Below are 13,367 nucleotides of genomic sequence, written 5' to 3'. Positions count from 1 at the left end.
ATTTACCAACCTTCCCTTGACCTCTATGAAAATACCATCAACTTTTCTCTTTCTCGCGTTGACTGTGACGGCCAACGCCCAAACGGAACCAGCCGCCCAGACCGGCATCGACGCAGGTACGTTCGGTATGGCGAAAGCTACACTGGAGTTTTTGGCAACCGATCAGAAAACGTTTGGTGCCGCCAAGAAACCGGCCTGCGATGGCTGTACGGATTATGTTGATCTGACTGAATTCATCAAGACGAATAATTTGAAAAAGGCGGACGGCCTGGTGAACGACATCAAGAAGCACAGCATGATGCTGAATGATGAATTTGCCGCTGATGCCTTTACCAGTGAAGGTGCCGTATTGGATAGCCTCCGTCGCTATGTGATGAAACGGGTTACGAACGGCCCCGAGCGCGTGCATCGTACCAAGCTGGCTTCCTTCGCCGCCTACGAAACTAAAATGACTGCGCTGGCCGGTGGCGCTGACCCCGAGAAAGCAGTGAACGAGCAGGAGGCGGCCCTACTGGAAGGCGATACCCCGGCTGATGGCACCGCAACGGCGTCGACGGGGATGGATTGGGGAAAATGGGCGTTTTGGTTATCGCTGCTGAATCTGGCAGGGCTCGTATATCTGGTGCTGACGCGTCAGCGTGGTGCTGGCGGACCAGTCATTTCGGATAAAGACGATGCCCGGCTGGCCGGATTACAGGATGAGAACAACCGCCTTAGCAGTACCGTTGCCGAGCTGGCCAACCGACTCACAATTGCCGAGAAGAAACTCGCAGGTGCTCCACCAGCCGGGCCAGCGAATCGCCCTGTTGAACGTACCCCCGCCGCAACTCAGCCAATAGCTGATCGGGGCCCTGCCGAACGGGGAATGATGCCCCAGGCAGAGCCGCCCCGCCGCCCCGATGCCCCGGCTGAACGACCTATGGGATCGCCCGCTCCAGTGGGCAATCAGCCCCGGACGGGTTACGGCAATCCGGCGAACCCGGTTATTCCACCGCAGAACGCGCCGATGGGTAATGGGTCAGCGGGTGCCCAACAAGCAAGTGCATTCCCGAGCCAGTCGCAGGGTGCGCCACTAAGGACCACGCCCATTATTCCACCAGCCCCATCAGCACCAGGTACGCCAGTTGGTTCGGTCGACCAGTCAGGTACGTTCGGTACTGCTACACCAACGCCTCCGCCGCCCCCCGCTCCCGCGCCAACAAAATTATTTGCCCGTACGGCCGACCTGGGCAACGGCTTTAGTGTAGCTGGCTTGCTGGAATTAGCCGAACGGGGAACGGTGTATGAGATCGATCTGACCAGCCCCAATACGGCTACATTCCAGGTTAGTCAATCGCCCGAGTCACAGCAACTGGCGATGAGTGATCCGTATTCGTATCTCAGCGATGCCTGTCTGTACGAAAATCAGCCGGGTGGACCGAATAGCCGCATTCAGACCGTAGCTCCCGGTCAGCTCACGCTGCAAGGCGATAAATGGCAGATCACCGACAAAGCACGCATCGGATTCGTGTAAGGTTGTCTGGTTTTAGTTGTGCCCTATCTCCAGGATACAGCGCAACTAAAACCAGATAATCAGATTAGCTAAATAGGCTCGAAGGTATTGGGGACATGCCCTTTATGCTGCTTCGAGCCTTTGTGTATTCGCACCTGATGGACTCTAAGTCTGGCGGGTGCCTTGTTTCTCAATACTATTCCATGAATAAACGACTACTCTTTCTGCTGCTGATTGCGCCGCTTTGGCTGTCGGCCCAGCCAACGCCTGAAAAACCGTGGATGATTGGCCCGTTTCAAAAGCGAAACGCTGATAACCCTATTCTAGACGCCAAAGCCAGTACCACGTTTTTTTGCCCGGTACGCCGGGATACAGTGCGTTGGGAAGAAAAAGACGTGTTTAACCCGGCCGCTGTGGTGCGTAAGGGTAAAGTATACATGCTATACCGGGCTGAAGATACCGTCGGGAAATTTAACGGTACGTCGCGGTTGGGGTTAGCCGTAAGCACAGATGGTATTCACTTCACCCGGCGGCCAACGCCCGTTTTCTACCCCGACAACGACGCCATGAAGCCTTACGAGTGGGAGGGCGGTTGTGAAGACCCACGCGTTGTGGAAAGTCCGAATGGCGTATACATTATGACCTATACCACTTACGATGGCGACAAGGCACGGCTGTGCGTGGCTACCTCGAACGACCTGGTTAGCTGGCGGAAACAGGGGCTGGCGTTTGGTCAGGAAGCCTACCGGAACAGCTGGTCGAAGTCGGGCGCGATTGTGTGTCGGCAGCAGGGGAGCCGCATGGTAGCGCAGAAAATAAATGGCGTGTACTGGATGTACTGGGGCGACCAGCCCGATTTGCGCATTGCCACATCGCCCGATTTGCTGCACTGGACACCACTTGCCGGTAAAGCAGCCGGTACGTTTCAGGCGGTTGCCCAATCGAGGCCCGGTAAGCACGACGCCCGGTTGATTGAACCGGGGCCTTATGCATTGCTCACCGCTAAAGGCATTGTGCTTATCTACAACGGAATGAATAACAAGCAGGGTGACCCTGCATTGGCCGAAAACGCGTACACAGGTGGGCAGCTACTCTTCGCCCGGCAGGACCCCACAAAACTAATCGACCGGTCGGTATCTTATTTTATTAAACCCGATCAGCCTTACGAAACGCAGGGGCAGGTAAATCAGGTTGTGTTTCTGGAAGGTATGGTTGCTTTTAAGGGGCGCTGGTTCCTGTACTACGGCACCGCCGACTCGAAGATTGGCGTAGCTACGGCAACTCGTTGATCGGATTGCAACCAACTGCCAGAGAAATGCCGTTGGTCCACACACACACCTATAACTGGATTAATCGCCTACGCTCTACATGACGCTCGACGAACTACGCGAACGAATCAAGAATGAACTGGTTCTTAACGAAGGCAATGTAGCCGACTGGCAGTGGTCTCGCACGGGACTGCCTGCTGAGGCGAACGAGCTTGGCGTGCCCGACTTTTTGCGGCTGGTCGATGATGTCAGTCGACCTCTGAACGCGCAGTTTGTGAAGATTCTCGAGTTACAGGCCGTCATTCGGAAAGTAGCTGCCGATAACCAGAAGCGGTTGTCGGATGTGCAGATCGGTGGCTTTGCGCTGGATGCCGAGCGGCTGGGCTTATCGCGCACGTTCGTAATCGATCAATGGGTGCCCCGTATTCTGGCCCAAGTGCCCGATGCTCCTGCGGCAGAGGCCAGCAAACCGGCCTCGTCCTCGTCAGTCTCAGGTACGTCGGCGACCGCTGCTACCAACAAGGCTGAGTCAGGTACGACTTCTTCTCCCCCTCCCGTTGAGGCGGGCGGTGCCGGGGCCGGGGTGGAAACCGCCGACACCATGCAGCAGAAGGTGCGCGATATTCTGGACGATTACAAAGAGCATATTCCTGCCCCCGCGATTCGCGCGCTGTTTCGGGCGATTAACTATGACGAAAAGGCCCTTGCTGATGCGGTGCTGGCTTACCTGACGGCTAACTTCTACGCGTCGGAAAAAGAGCCGCAGGGAACTACGCTGCGCGAAAAGCTAACCTCGACCGACTGGCGGCACCTGGTTTGGTGGGATCGCCCCGCTCAGGCTAGCGCATCGGCTGCCAGTGTGCCGCCCGCTTCACCGGCTGGCCCGCCCGCCGCGGCTATCTCAGGTACATCGGCTCCGGTGGCGAAAAAGTCATCGTCTGGCTGGCGCGATTTTCTGGTAGCCCTGCTGATCGCTGGTGGGTTGATCGGTTTTGTGATGGTGCTGGTGAAGAGCAACGGCAGAGACTCAGCGGCCGAGAAAGAACGGGAACGTACCCAGACAGAGCAAGCCGAAGCTCGCCGCGCCGATGAAGAAGCGCAGAAACGTACCCAGCCGAAACGAAAAAAGCGGACGAAGAAGAAGCCGGAAGCAACGCAGAACACAGATACCGAAGCTACCGCAACGGCACCTGTTTCGCCTCGCTATGAGCCTTATGATAAACTGCTCAGCGACGTGGGGCAGTATGGCGAACGACCTGCCCGGAAGGATGGTCAGTGGGGGCTATGGCGCAAAGGTAAATGGATGATTTTGCCCGTTTACGATGAAATCAGCGTGTACAAAGAAGGCCGCGCTCGTGTAACCGTGAACGGCAACAGCTACGACCTGGATGCCAACGGCGACCGGATCAGATAACGGCTTAGGCGTGTTACTTTCCTAATTGCACCGTCAGGTACTGAAATTTGACGGCTTCGGCGTAACTGATAAAGCCAACGCCGTTGCCTTTGAAGGACCGAAACGGATGCGGGCTGTCTTCAACCTCCCGGCCGTTGACGTAAAAATGCAGTTGCTCACCTGTCCGCCGAATTGTCAGCGTATTGCGGGTGGGCGAAATGGCTACTTTCGCCGCTGTTGGTTTCCCCATCATGTAGTTGCTCTGGGCTACGCCGTTTACCCGGGTGTACAGCGCTACTTTCGACGTACCTATTAGGCGGAACTGGCAGTAATTGCTGGTATCTTTCACGCCAATCAGCAAGCCGCCATCGGGCTCAACATTAGGTGGGATCGTCATTTCCACGCTGACTGTAAAGGTGTCGGCTTTGTTCAGGTTCAGATCGTCAGGCAGTTTAATGTAGCTGCGGCCTGGGCGGTTCTTACTGTCTTTCTGCTTGCGGATGTAATAGCTGTCTTTGGCTACTTCCAGATCAAACCCATTTCGTTTGCCAACCAGCCAGCCGTTGTGGTTGTCGGCAAATGTCTCCAGGAACGTGCGTACGGCAGGCCTGGCGGCTGTAGCTGCCGGCTTTGATACCGGCGCGGTTGTCGCCGGACTTTTGGCGGCTGGTTTTGTGGCGGCTGTAGCAGTGGTTGTTCTGCTGGATGTTGCCGAGATGGCCCCTTGTTTGGGTTTCGTTGATTTGGCGGGCGCTTTCGCTTTGGCAACGGTCGCCACTGTGTCGATAGCCGAAATTTTCAGCGTGACCCACTCACTGGCCGACGACGTGACGGGGGCGTTCTGTGTCTGGGCAACAGCTAAAGCGGATGATAATAGGCTGATATAGAAGAAAATGTAACGCATGTGGGTAGGTTAGAATGTGTACCGAAGTACGGCAACAGGCGTATTGGCCTGGTAATTCAGGTGGTAGGATAGCGGTTGACCACCGCGTTTTTCGTCGCGCTGATTACGGAAACCGCGCAGGAGCGTGAGCGTAATGTCGGTGACCCAGATGGCGGCGGCCACCCGCGTGGCCACGTAGTAGCGTTGATTGGCAGCGTTGGCTTTCTGGTAAAACGGCTCGGCAGCCTCTGCATTGCCTGCTCGTTCATAATCGGTATAAGCCTGCGCTGATTCGCCCTGCTGACCGGCCCCGTAGATGAGCAACCCGTAGGCTGCTACGGTCACCAGCGGCCGGAGGCCCACGCGGGGTTTAGGCGTTTGCACAAAGGCATTGCCCACTCCTGGCGCCAGTAAAGAAAGCAACGCCCAGGCTGGCCCGCGATACGGTTTCTCGGGCACCATTGAGGCCGAATCGGGGAGGGGCGGGGCAACCTCAGTAGGCGTTTGGGCCGTTGGAGTTAACAGGCCGCCCTGTTTGAGCAGGACTACGGCGCGCACCTCTTCTTTGAGTAGTAAGCCGTTTCGGCGCAGGTTCCAGACAATGCGCTGATCCCGGCCGTCGATCCGGTTAGTGCCCAGGTCACCGCTTACGCTACGGAGATCGGGTGCTATAAGCGTACCGTTTCGTCGTTGCAGCCGCACATATACAGAGTCGGTGGGCGTGCTGTTGCGCAGGTCGTAGAATATTTCGATGGCCTGTTGATCAATGGCCCGCATGCGCACATTGCTGACTCGTCCCTGCGCGTAGCTGGCAAGCGAAACGAGGAGAAGAAACAAAGCGAGAAATAGAGATCGTAGATAAAGGGACATACCTGATGTGTAGGGTGGTCGTCTGTAGGCTATGTGTCTGGTTCTTGCTGTGGTCATTGGTTGGGCTGTTGCACAGATCAATCAACGGAGTCGAAGCCAGATACACACAAAGCGCACTGATTCGGGTTAGTTAGCCACGGATATAGTCCGGTTAGCCGAAAATGTTTGGTTGCACCGATTGGTCAGTGACATGGTCACTGTGTAGGTGCCCGGCCGATCGTAGGTGTACGATACGCGTGTACCCGTTTGGGGAAGTCCCCGGCCATCGCCGAACGTCCAGTTTACCGTGTTTACGTCGCCGGTCGTTTTGTCAACAAAGAGGTCGACCTTAAGTTTGGTGATCGTTGCACCTACGCTGGCGGTGGGTTTTACACAGTTACTGAAATCGATTCGTTCCAGATTAAACGGTTCGCAGCTTACTAGTATACTCGAGAACAAGAGTAGGATAGCGGTTTTCATACAAGTCAGGATTCGCAGCAAAGTACAGCAATAACGCAGATTCCCCCCCGTAAGTACGTAATCTTACGCCAGGATGCACACGTGACCGATACCCCACTTTTTTTCCACAACTATTAAGCCATGATTATTGTGTTAGAAAATAAGCGGTGGATGCTTCATTGGTTGTCGGGAGCAGGATTCGTACTGGTAACTAGATGACCAGAAAGTCAGTTGTTGCTATAGCTGGTCATTTGATCGCTAAATAGGATAAAATCAGGAACTTTTCACCCCCGTTCATAGGGTTTACCTTACCTTTGTCGGCCAAACAGTGCGTTGAAACCAATCATGGATCAGTATTCATATGTAGCCAACTCTGATGCGGCTTATATCGACCAGCTTTATCAGTCGTATAAGCAGGACCCCGCATCGGTAGATACGAGTTGGCAGCAGTTTTTTAAAGGGTTTGACTTTTCGCTTGCCTATGGCGAAAAGGGCGAATCGGCCAATGGAAATGGAGCCACTACCAATGGTACAGCCCAGACAGTTCCCGTTGATGCCAGACACAGTGAGAAAGAAGTATCGGTAGCCAGCCTCATCAAGGCTTACCGGTCGAGAGGACACCTGCTGTCGAAAACAAACCCAATTGGTCCCCGTAAAGATCGTAACCCGCGCCTCGGTCTGGCCGATTACGCGCTGACGGAAGCCGACCTGGATACGGTGTTCGAGTCGGGTAACCTGCTGGGTATTGGTGCGGCAACGCTCCGAAAAATTATGGAATCGCTGGAAACCATCTACGCGGGCCGCATTGGGTTCGAGTATATGTACATCCGCGAAATTGATGTAAAGAACTGGTTACGGAACAAAATCGAGAAAGAAGCGCTCACCTTTAGCCCAACGCCCGCCGAGAAGAAGCGGATTCTGGAGAAACTGAATGAGGCCTCGATCTTCGAAAACTTCCTGCACACAAAATACCTCGGTCAGAAACGCTTCTCGCTCGAAGGTGGCGAAACGACCATTGCTGCCCTGGACGCTATCATCAGCCGTGCGGCCGATATGGGCGTTGAAGAAGTAATGATCGGCATGGCCCACCGCGGCCGTCTCAACGTGCTGACCAATATTCTGGGTAAATCATACGAAGCGATCTTCGACGGGTTTGAAGGAAGCGTACCCACGCAGGTGCATGGTGACGGTGACGTGAAATACCACCTTGGCTACACCAGCCTGACCAAAACACCAAGCGGCAAGGAAATCAGCGTGAAGCTGGCCCCCAACCCGTCGCACCTCGAAGCGGTGAACCCCGTAGTTGAAGGGTTTGTTCGCGCTCAGGCCGATGAGGAGTACAAGGGTGACTTCTCGAAAATTATGCCGATCCTGATTCATGGCGACGCCGCCGTAGCGGGTCAGGGTGTGGTGTATGAAGTTACGCAAATGGCGAAACTGCCCGGTTACCAGACTGGCGGTACGTTGCACTTTGTGATCAACAACCAGGTTGGTTTCACCACCGACTTTGAAGATGCCCGTTCGTCGATCTATTGCTCAGACGTAGCGAAGATTATCGACGCGCCGATTTTCCACGTCAACGGCGATGACCCGGAGGCGGTGATCTTCTGCGCTAAGCTGGCCGTGGAATTCCGTGAGATGTTCAAGCGCGACGTGTTTATCGACATGGTGTGTTACCGTCGCTACGGCCACAACGAGTCAGACGAGCCGAAATTCACGCAGCCGACCATGTACTCGGCGATTGAGAAGCACAACAACCCACGCGAGCTCTACAGCAAATTGCTGATCGAGCGGGGTGATCTTGATGCTGACCTCGCCGCCAAGATGGACGCTGAGTTCAAGAAAGTACTACAGGATCGCCTCGATCAGGTGAAGCAGAAGCCGGGTCTTCCTTACAAGCCGCTTCGGCTCGATCAGCAGTGGGCTGAACTGCGCTACGCCGAACCAGCTGACTTCGATCAGTCCCCCCAGACGGGCGTGCCGATCGAGACACTGGAAAAAATCGGTAAGGCGCTGGCTACGATTCCGGAAGGATTCAAGCCACTGAAGCAAATCGATAAGCTGCTGGCCGACCGTCAGAAGATGGTATTCGACACGCGGATGGTGAACTGGTCGGTGGCCGAGCAAATGGCCTATGGCTCTATCCTGCTCGAAAACAAAGTAGTTCGCCTCAGTGGCCAGGATGTGCAGCGGGGTACGTTCTCGCACCGTCATGCCGTACTGCACGATTCGACCAACAACAAACTATACACACCGCTCAACCACATTCAGGAAGGGCAGTTGCCTGTACAGATTTTCAACTCGCACCTGTCTGAATTCGGGGTGTTGGGTTTTGAGTATGGGTATGCCATGGCGGCACCACACGCGCTGGTGATCTGGGAAGCACAGTTTGGTGATTTTGCCAACGGTGCGCAGGTTATCATCGACCAGTTTGTTACGGCGGGTGAATCGAAATGGGGCATTCAGAACAGCCTGGTCATGCAGTTGCCACATGGGTACGAAGGTCAGGGTCCCGAGCACTCGAATGCCCGTCCAGAGCGCTTCCTTCAATTGTGTGCCGAGAATAACCTGGTTGTGGCGAATATCACCACGCCGGCCAATATTTTCCACGCGCTTCGTCGTCAGCTGGCCTGGGAGTTCCGCAAGCCGCTGGTGATTATGTCGCCTAAATCGTTGCTGCGTCACCCGCAGGCTATCTCGTCGCTCGACGAATTGGCGTCAGGTACGTTCCGTGAAGTAATTGGTGATTCATTTGCCGACCCGAAAAAGGTGAAGCGTGTGTTACTTTGCACGGGCAAGGTGTATTACGACCTGCTGGATAAGCAACAGGCCGATAAGCGCGACGACGTAGCCATTATCCGGATGGAGCAGTTGTATCCGTTGCCAATGAAGCAACTCGACGCTGAGTTGGCAAAATACAAGAAGTCGGAGATTGTGTGGGTGCAGGAGGAGCCCGAAAATATGGGTTGCTTCTCGTTCATGCTTCGCCGCTTCCGCGACCGGTTCACCGGGGCACAGTCGCTCCGGTACGTTGGTCGCGAGTCGGCTTCTTCACCTGCCACCGGGTTTGCCAAACTTCACACGCAGGAGCAGGCAGCATTGGTTCAGAAAGCATTTGAATAAAACGGTTTGACCGGTCCGCCGGTGCGGTTTGATGGTTGATGTTGCGCTGCCAGTTTACTTTGGGGACGTAGTATCAACCATCAAACCGCACCGGCGGACCGGCAAACGTCAAACACAGTTAAAATGGCTATCGAAGTAAAAGTCCCCGCTGTGGGTGAATCCATCACCGAAGTAACGGTGGGAGAATGGTTGAAGAAAGAAGGTGATGTGGTGAAGCTCGACGAAGTGCTTTGCACACTCGATTCTGACAAAGCATCCTTTGAATTGCCTGCTGAGGCTGAAGGTACGTTGCACATCATGGCGCAGGCTGGTGACGTGCTGCCTATCGGGGCAACTATCTGCACCATCGACGGCGTAGGTACGTCTGCTGAGGCTGCACCGGCTGCCCCTGCTCCGGCCGCACAACCCGCCGAAGCACCTAAAGCTGAAGCACCTGCTCCTGAACCAACGCCTGCTGTACAGCCAGCCGAACCAGCCGCTGCGCCTACAGCGACCACCTCGGCTAGTGCAATCGAGGTGAAAATTCCATCAGTGGGCGAATCGATCACCGAGGTTACCATTGCCGCCTGGAATAAGCAGGACGGTGATACGGTTGCGATGGACGAAACGCTTTGCGAACTGGAATCGGACAAAGCTACGTTTGAGCTTCCTGCCGAAGCTGCAGGTACGTTGCGAATTGTAGCTCAGGCCGGTGATACGCTGTCTATTGGCGCCACCATCGCCCGCATTGAGGTTGGTGCTGCTGCCGCATCGCCTGCTCCACAGCCCGCTGCACCTGCTGCCGCTGCGCCTGCCGCCCAAAACGGAAGCGCCAATGGATCGGCTAGCTACGCAGCCAATCACCCGTCGCCGGCGGCTGCCAAGATTCTGGCAGAGAAAGGCGTCGATGCCGCTCAGGTACAAGGTACGGGCATAGAAGGCCGGATTACGAAAGAAGACGCCGTAAAGGCATCAGCACCAGCACCGCAGGCAGCTCCGGCACCTGTTACGCCTGCTCCAGCCCCTGCTGCCGCAAAGCCAGCTGCTGCGCCAAGTCCGGCGCCTCAGGCTGCCGTCCCCGGCGCACGTACGCAGCGTCGTGAGAAGATGACGTCGTTGCGGAAAACGATTGCCCGTCGTCTGGTAGCGGTGAAGAATGAAACGGCCATGCTGACTACCTTCAACGAGGTAGACATGAAGCCGATCATGGACCTGCGGGGTAAATACAAAGACAAATTCAAAGACAAGCACGCGGTTGGTCTTGGCTTCATGTCGTTCTTCACCAAAGCCATTTGCATGGCGCTGCGTGAGTTCCCGGCCGTGAATGCCATGATCGACGGTGACCAAATTGTGTTCAACGATTACTGCGACATTTCGATCGCCGTTTCGTCGGACCGCGGTCTGGTGGTGCCCGTTATCCGGAACGCCGAGCAGATGAGCTTCTCGCAGATCGAGAAAGAAATCGTGCGGCTGGCCGGTCTGGCTCGTGACAACAAACTGACTATCGAACAGATGCAGGGCGGTACGTTCACGATTACCAACGGCGGTACGTTCGGCTCTATGCTGTCGACCCCAATTATCAATGCACCGCAGTCAGCTATTCTGGGTATGCACAACATCGTTGAGCGGCCGGTAGTGGTGAACGGTGAAATTGTTGTCCGTCCGATCATGTACGTGGCTCTCAGCTACGATCACCGTATCATCGACGGCAAAGAATCGGTAAGCTTCCTAGTGCGCGTGAAGCAGCTTCTGGAAGACCCAACACGAATTTTACTGGAAGTCTAAATAAGGGAGTTTGGGGTTTGTCGTTTGATGCTGCGCTGCCAATTAACGTGATCGTGAGTTGGCAGCGCAACATCAAACGACAAACCCCAAACTTCTTTCACATCATGCCCTGGGAATATAAAACACTGAAAACGAAGGTGATGGCGCAGTCACAGTCAATGTTTCGCAACGACGATGCTGCCGAAAGTCCGATGATTCCTTCCGAAGTGGTGGAAGATATTCTGAATGAACAGGGCGAACAGGACTGGGAACTGGTTAGCTGTGTCCAACTTGGTACTAGCTCGGTAGGTATTGAACTCCTCTACGTTTTCAAACGATACTACAACAATGAGTAAGTGGGAATACCTCTCCTTCGATTTGCGGGTTAGTGAACTGAGCGAATTTCACCAGAAGCTAAACGAGTTCGGGGATTCAGGCTGGGAGATGGTTGGCATGGAGTCCATCGAGTCGAAGAGCATTGGCCTTTTCGACAGCGGAGCCGCCACCTCCATTATTGTAGTCGTGTTCAAGCGGCCGAAGGAGTAATCGGTGCGCCGCTGATTGCCCGGCTCATGGGTAAATGCCACCAAAAGCGACTCCTTACTGTTATGGAGTAACAGAGCAGACCAGTTTTTTTGCTTACGATACCTGTTGACGAGTTAATAAAACCTATACTATGCAATACGACGTTATCGTCATTGGCTCTGGGCCGGGCGGCTATACGGGCGCTATTCGGTGCGCACAATTAGGGCTGAAAACGGCCATCATCGAAAAATACGCCACCCTGGGTGGAACCTGCCTCAATGTGGGCTGTATTCCCTCCAAAGCGCTACTCGACTCGTCGGAGCATTACTTCAACGCCAGCCACACGTTCGCCGAACACGGCATTAAGTTGGACCACCTGGCGGTTGATCTGCCTCAGATGATTGCCCGTAAACAAGATGTGGTCGACCAGACTACCAAGGGCATCGTGTACCTGATGAAGAAAAACAAGATCGACACGTTCTATGGTGTTGGCTCGTTTGTCGATGCCAATACGGTGAAGATTGCTAAAACCGATGGTAGCGGTGACGAAACCATTACGGGTAAAAATATCGTAATCGCGACGGGGTCTAAACCCATGTCGTTTCCATCGATGCCCCTCGATAAGAAGCGGGTCATCACCAGCACCGAGGCGCTGAAGTTACCCGAAATCCCAAAGCACATGATCATTATTGGTGCGGGGGTAATTGGCGCCGAATTGGGATCTGTATATGCCCGTCTGGGTGCCAAAGTCTCGTTCGTTGAGTTTGCCGATTCAATGATCCCGACTATGGACAAGACGATGGGTAAGGAACTACAGAAGTCTATAAAAAAGCTGGGTGCCGACTTCTATTTCAAACACAAGGTTACCAAGGTAGAAAATACGGGCGATGAAGTCGTGGTGAGCATCGATACGCCGAAAGGGGAGCAGATGACCTTGACTGGCGACTATTGCTTAGTGTCGGTAGGTCGTAAGCCCTATACTGATGGCCTCAATCTGGAAGCCGCTGGTTTAGCCGTTGATCAGCGTGGTAAACTAGACGTTGATGAGCATCTGCGCACGAAAGTAGCGCACATTTTCGCGCTGGGCGACGTGATTCGGGGGGCCATGCTGGCGCATAAAGCGGAAGAAGAAGGCGTGTTTATTGCCGAAACCATTGCCGGTCAGAAGCCGCATATCCATTACCGGCTGATTCCAAATGTGGTGTATACCTGGCCCGAGGTGGCGGCAGTAGGGTACACGGAAGAAGAAGTGAAGGAGAAAGGCATTCCGTACAAGCTGGGTACGTTCCCATTCAAAGCGCTGGGTCGTGCCCGGGCGTCGATGGATGTGGATGGTCTGGTGAAGGTACTGGCTCATAAAGAGACCGATGAAATCCTGGGCGTACACATCATTGGCCCACGCGCCGCTGATATCGTGGCCGAGGCAGTGGTGGCGATGGAATTCCGCGCCTCGGCTGAGGACGTTAGCCGGATGTCACATGCACACCCGACGTATACTGAAGCCTTAAAAGAAGCCTGCCTTGCCGCTACGGATAACCGGGCGATTAATATGTAGGGTTTTAAGGCTGGATAGTCTGTAAAAGGGGAGTCCTGAGTATGGAAAGTCGGTATGCGTTAGTAACGCTAAACTGA

11 protein-coding genes are annotated in these 13,367 nt (G+C 54.6%); 8 read left to right on the top strand and 3 right to left on the bottom strand.

Annotation, left to right across the window (positions count from 1 at the left end):
• The first annotated feature begins 25 nt into the window (after nucleotides 1–25).
• The 3 genes from F7231_RS09905 to F7231_RS09895 all read left to right on the top strand — a co-directional run bounded on the left by F7231_RS09905 (nucleotide 26) and on the right by F7231_RS09895 (nucleotide 4,174).
• Complete coding sequence (locus F7231_RS09905) at nucleotides 26–1,513, top strand: hypothetical protein (RefSeq protein WP_166691776.1); 1,488 nt, start codon at nucleotides 26–28, stop codon at nucleotides 1,511–1,513.
• A 182-nt stretch (nucleotides 1,514–1,695) separates the two neighbouring features.
• Nucleotides 1,696–2,781 (top strand): glycoside hydrolase family 130 protein, encoded by a 1,086-nt coding sequence (locus tag F7231_RS09900; protein ID WP_166691775.1) that lies wholly within the window; start codon nucleotides 1,696–1,698, stop codon nucleotides 2,779–2,781.
• 79 nt (nucleotides 2,782–2,860) lie between these two features.
• The gene (locus tag F7231_RS09895; RefSeq protein ID WP_166691774.1) at nucleotides 2,861–4,174 is read left to right on the top strand and encodes a WG repeat-containing protein; all 1,314 of its coding nucleotides are present in this window, start codon (nucleotides 2,861–2,863) and stop codon (nucleotides 4,172–4,174) included.
• Nucleotides 4,175–4,187: 13 nt separating this feature from the next.
• Here the strand turns inward: F7231_RS09895 and F7231_RS09890 are convergent, their stop codons facing one another.
• The 3 genes from F7231_RS09890 to F7231_RS09880 form a co-directional block, all read right to left on the bottom strand.
• A complete protein-coding gene (locus F7231_RS09890; RefSeq protein ID WP_166691773.1) occupies nucleotides 4,188–5,057 on the bottom strand; it encodes a hypothetical protein in 870 nt (289 codons plus the stop codon).
• Between the two features lie 9 nt (nucleotides 5,058–5,066).
• Nucleotides 5,067–5,873 (bottom strand): hypothetical protein, encoded by an 807-nt coding sequence (locus F7231_RS09885; RefSeq protein ID WP_229369768.1) that lies wholly within the window; start codon nucleotides 5,871–5,873, stop codon nucleotides 5,067–5,069.
• A 159-nt stretch (nucleotides 5,874–6,032) separates the two neighbouring features.
• Nucleotides 6,033–6,365 carry a PKD domain-containing protein gene (locus F7231_RS09880; protein ID WP_085410899.1) on the bottom strand — a complete coding sequence of 111 codons (333 nt, stop codon included), beginning with the start codon at nucleotides 6,363–6,365 and terminating at the stop codon, nucleotides 6,033–6,035.
• A gap of 324 nt (nucleotides 6,366–6,689) precedes the next feature.
• Between F7231_RS09880 and F7231_RS09875 the strand changes: the two genes are divergently transcribed.
• From F7231_RS09875 to lpdA, 5 genes are all read left to right on the top strand, one after another.
• Entirely contained in the window at nucleotides 6,690–9,467 is a 2,778-nt protein-coding gene (locus F7231_RS09875) for a 2-oxoglutarate dehydrogenase E1 component (RefSeq protein ID WP_085410898.1), read from the top strand.
• A gap of 123 nt (nucleotides 9,468–9,590) precedes the next feature.
• Nucleotides 9,591–11,231, top strand: a complete 1,641-nt coding sequence (gene odhB, locus F7231_RS09870) for a 2-oxoglutarate dehydrogenase complex dihydrolipoyllysine-residue succinyltransferase (protein ID WP_166691771.1) — start codon at nucleotides 9,591–9,593, stop codon at nucleotides 11,229–11,231.
• A gap of 104 nt (nucleotides 11,232–11,335) precedes the next feature.
• Nucleotides 11,336–11,566, top strand: a complete 231-nt coding sequence (locus tag F7231_RS09865) for a DUF4177 domain-containing protein (protein WP_157510530.1) — start codon at nucleotides 11,336–11,338, stop codon at nucleotides 11,564–11,566.
• A complete protein-coding gene (locus F7231_RS09860) occupies nucleotides 11,559–11,756 on the top strand; it encodes a DUF4177 domain-containing protein (RefSeq protein ID WP_085410895.1) in 198 nt (65 codons plus the stop codon). Before F7231_RS09865 ends, F7231_RS09860 begins: the two co-directional genes overlap by 8 nt.
• A gap of 130 nt (nucleotides 11,757–11,886) precedes the next feature.
• Nucleotides 11,887–13,290, top strand: coding sequence for a dihydrolipoyl dehydrogenase (lpdA, locus tag F7231_RS09855; protein ID WP_085410894.1), 1,404 nt, complete (start codon nucleotides 11,887–11,889; stop codon nucleotides 13,288–13,290).
• The last annotated feature ends 77 nt before the right edge of the window (nucleotides 13,291–13,367 follow it).

It is taken from the genome of Fibrivirga algicola (assembly GCF_011742925.1).
Lineage (GTDB): Bacteria > Bacteroidota > Bacteroidia > Cytophagales > Spirosomataceae > Fibrella > Fibrella algicola.
Note: the sequence above shows the minus strand (reverse complement) of the source record. Positions and strands in the feature narration are given on the sequence as shown.

Bases quoted from the DNA above. Each gene is read 5' to 3' on its own strand.
- F7231_RS09875 (WP_085410898.1), top strand. From the start codon at position 6,690: ATGGATCAGTATTCATATGTAGCCAACTCTGATGCGGCTTATATCGAC.
- F7231_RS09895 (WP_166691774.1), top strand. From the start codon at position 2,861: ATGACGCTCGACGAACTACGCGAACGAATCAAGAATGAACTGGTTCTT.
- F7231_RS09880 (WP_085410899.1), bottom strand. From the start codon at position 6,365: ATGAAAACCGCTATCCTACTCTTGTTCTCGAGTATACTAGTAAGCTGC.
- F7231_RS09900 (WP_166691775.1), top strand. From the start codon at position 1,696: ATGAATAAACGACTACTCTTTCTGCTGCTGATTGCGCCGCTTTGGCTG.
- F7231_RS09890 (WP_166691773.1), bottom strand. From the start codon at position 5,057: ATGCGTTACATTTTCTTCTATATCAGCCTATTATCATCCGCTTTAGCT.
- lpdA (WP_085410894.1), top strand. From the start codon at position 11,887: ATGCAATACGACGTTATCGTCATTGGCTCTGGGCCGGGCGGCTATACG.
- odhB (WP_166691771.1), top strand. From the start codon at position 9,591: ATGGCTATCGAAGTAAAAGTCCCCGCTGTGGGTGAATCCATCACCGAA.
- F7231_RS09905 (WP_166691776.1), top strand. From the start codon at position 26: ATGAAAATACCATCAACTTTTCTCTTTCTCGCGTTGACTGTGACGGCC.
- F7231_RS09860 (WP_085410895.1), top strand. From the start codon at position 11,559: ATGAGTAAGTGGGAATACCTCTCCTTCGATTTGCGGGTTAGTGAACTG.
- F7231_RS09865 (WP_157510530.1), top strand. From the start codon at position 11,336: ATGCCCTGGGAATATAAAACACTGAAAACGAAGGTGATGGCGCAGTCA.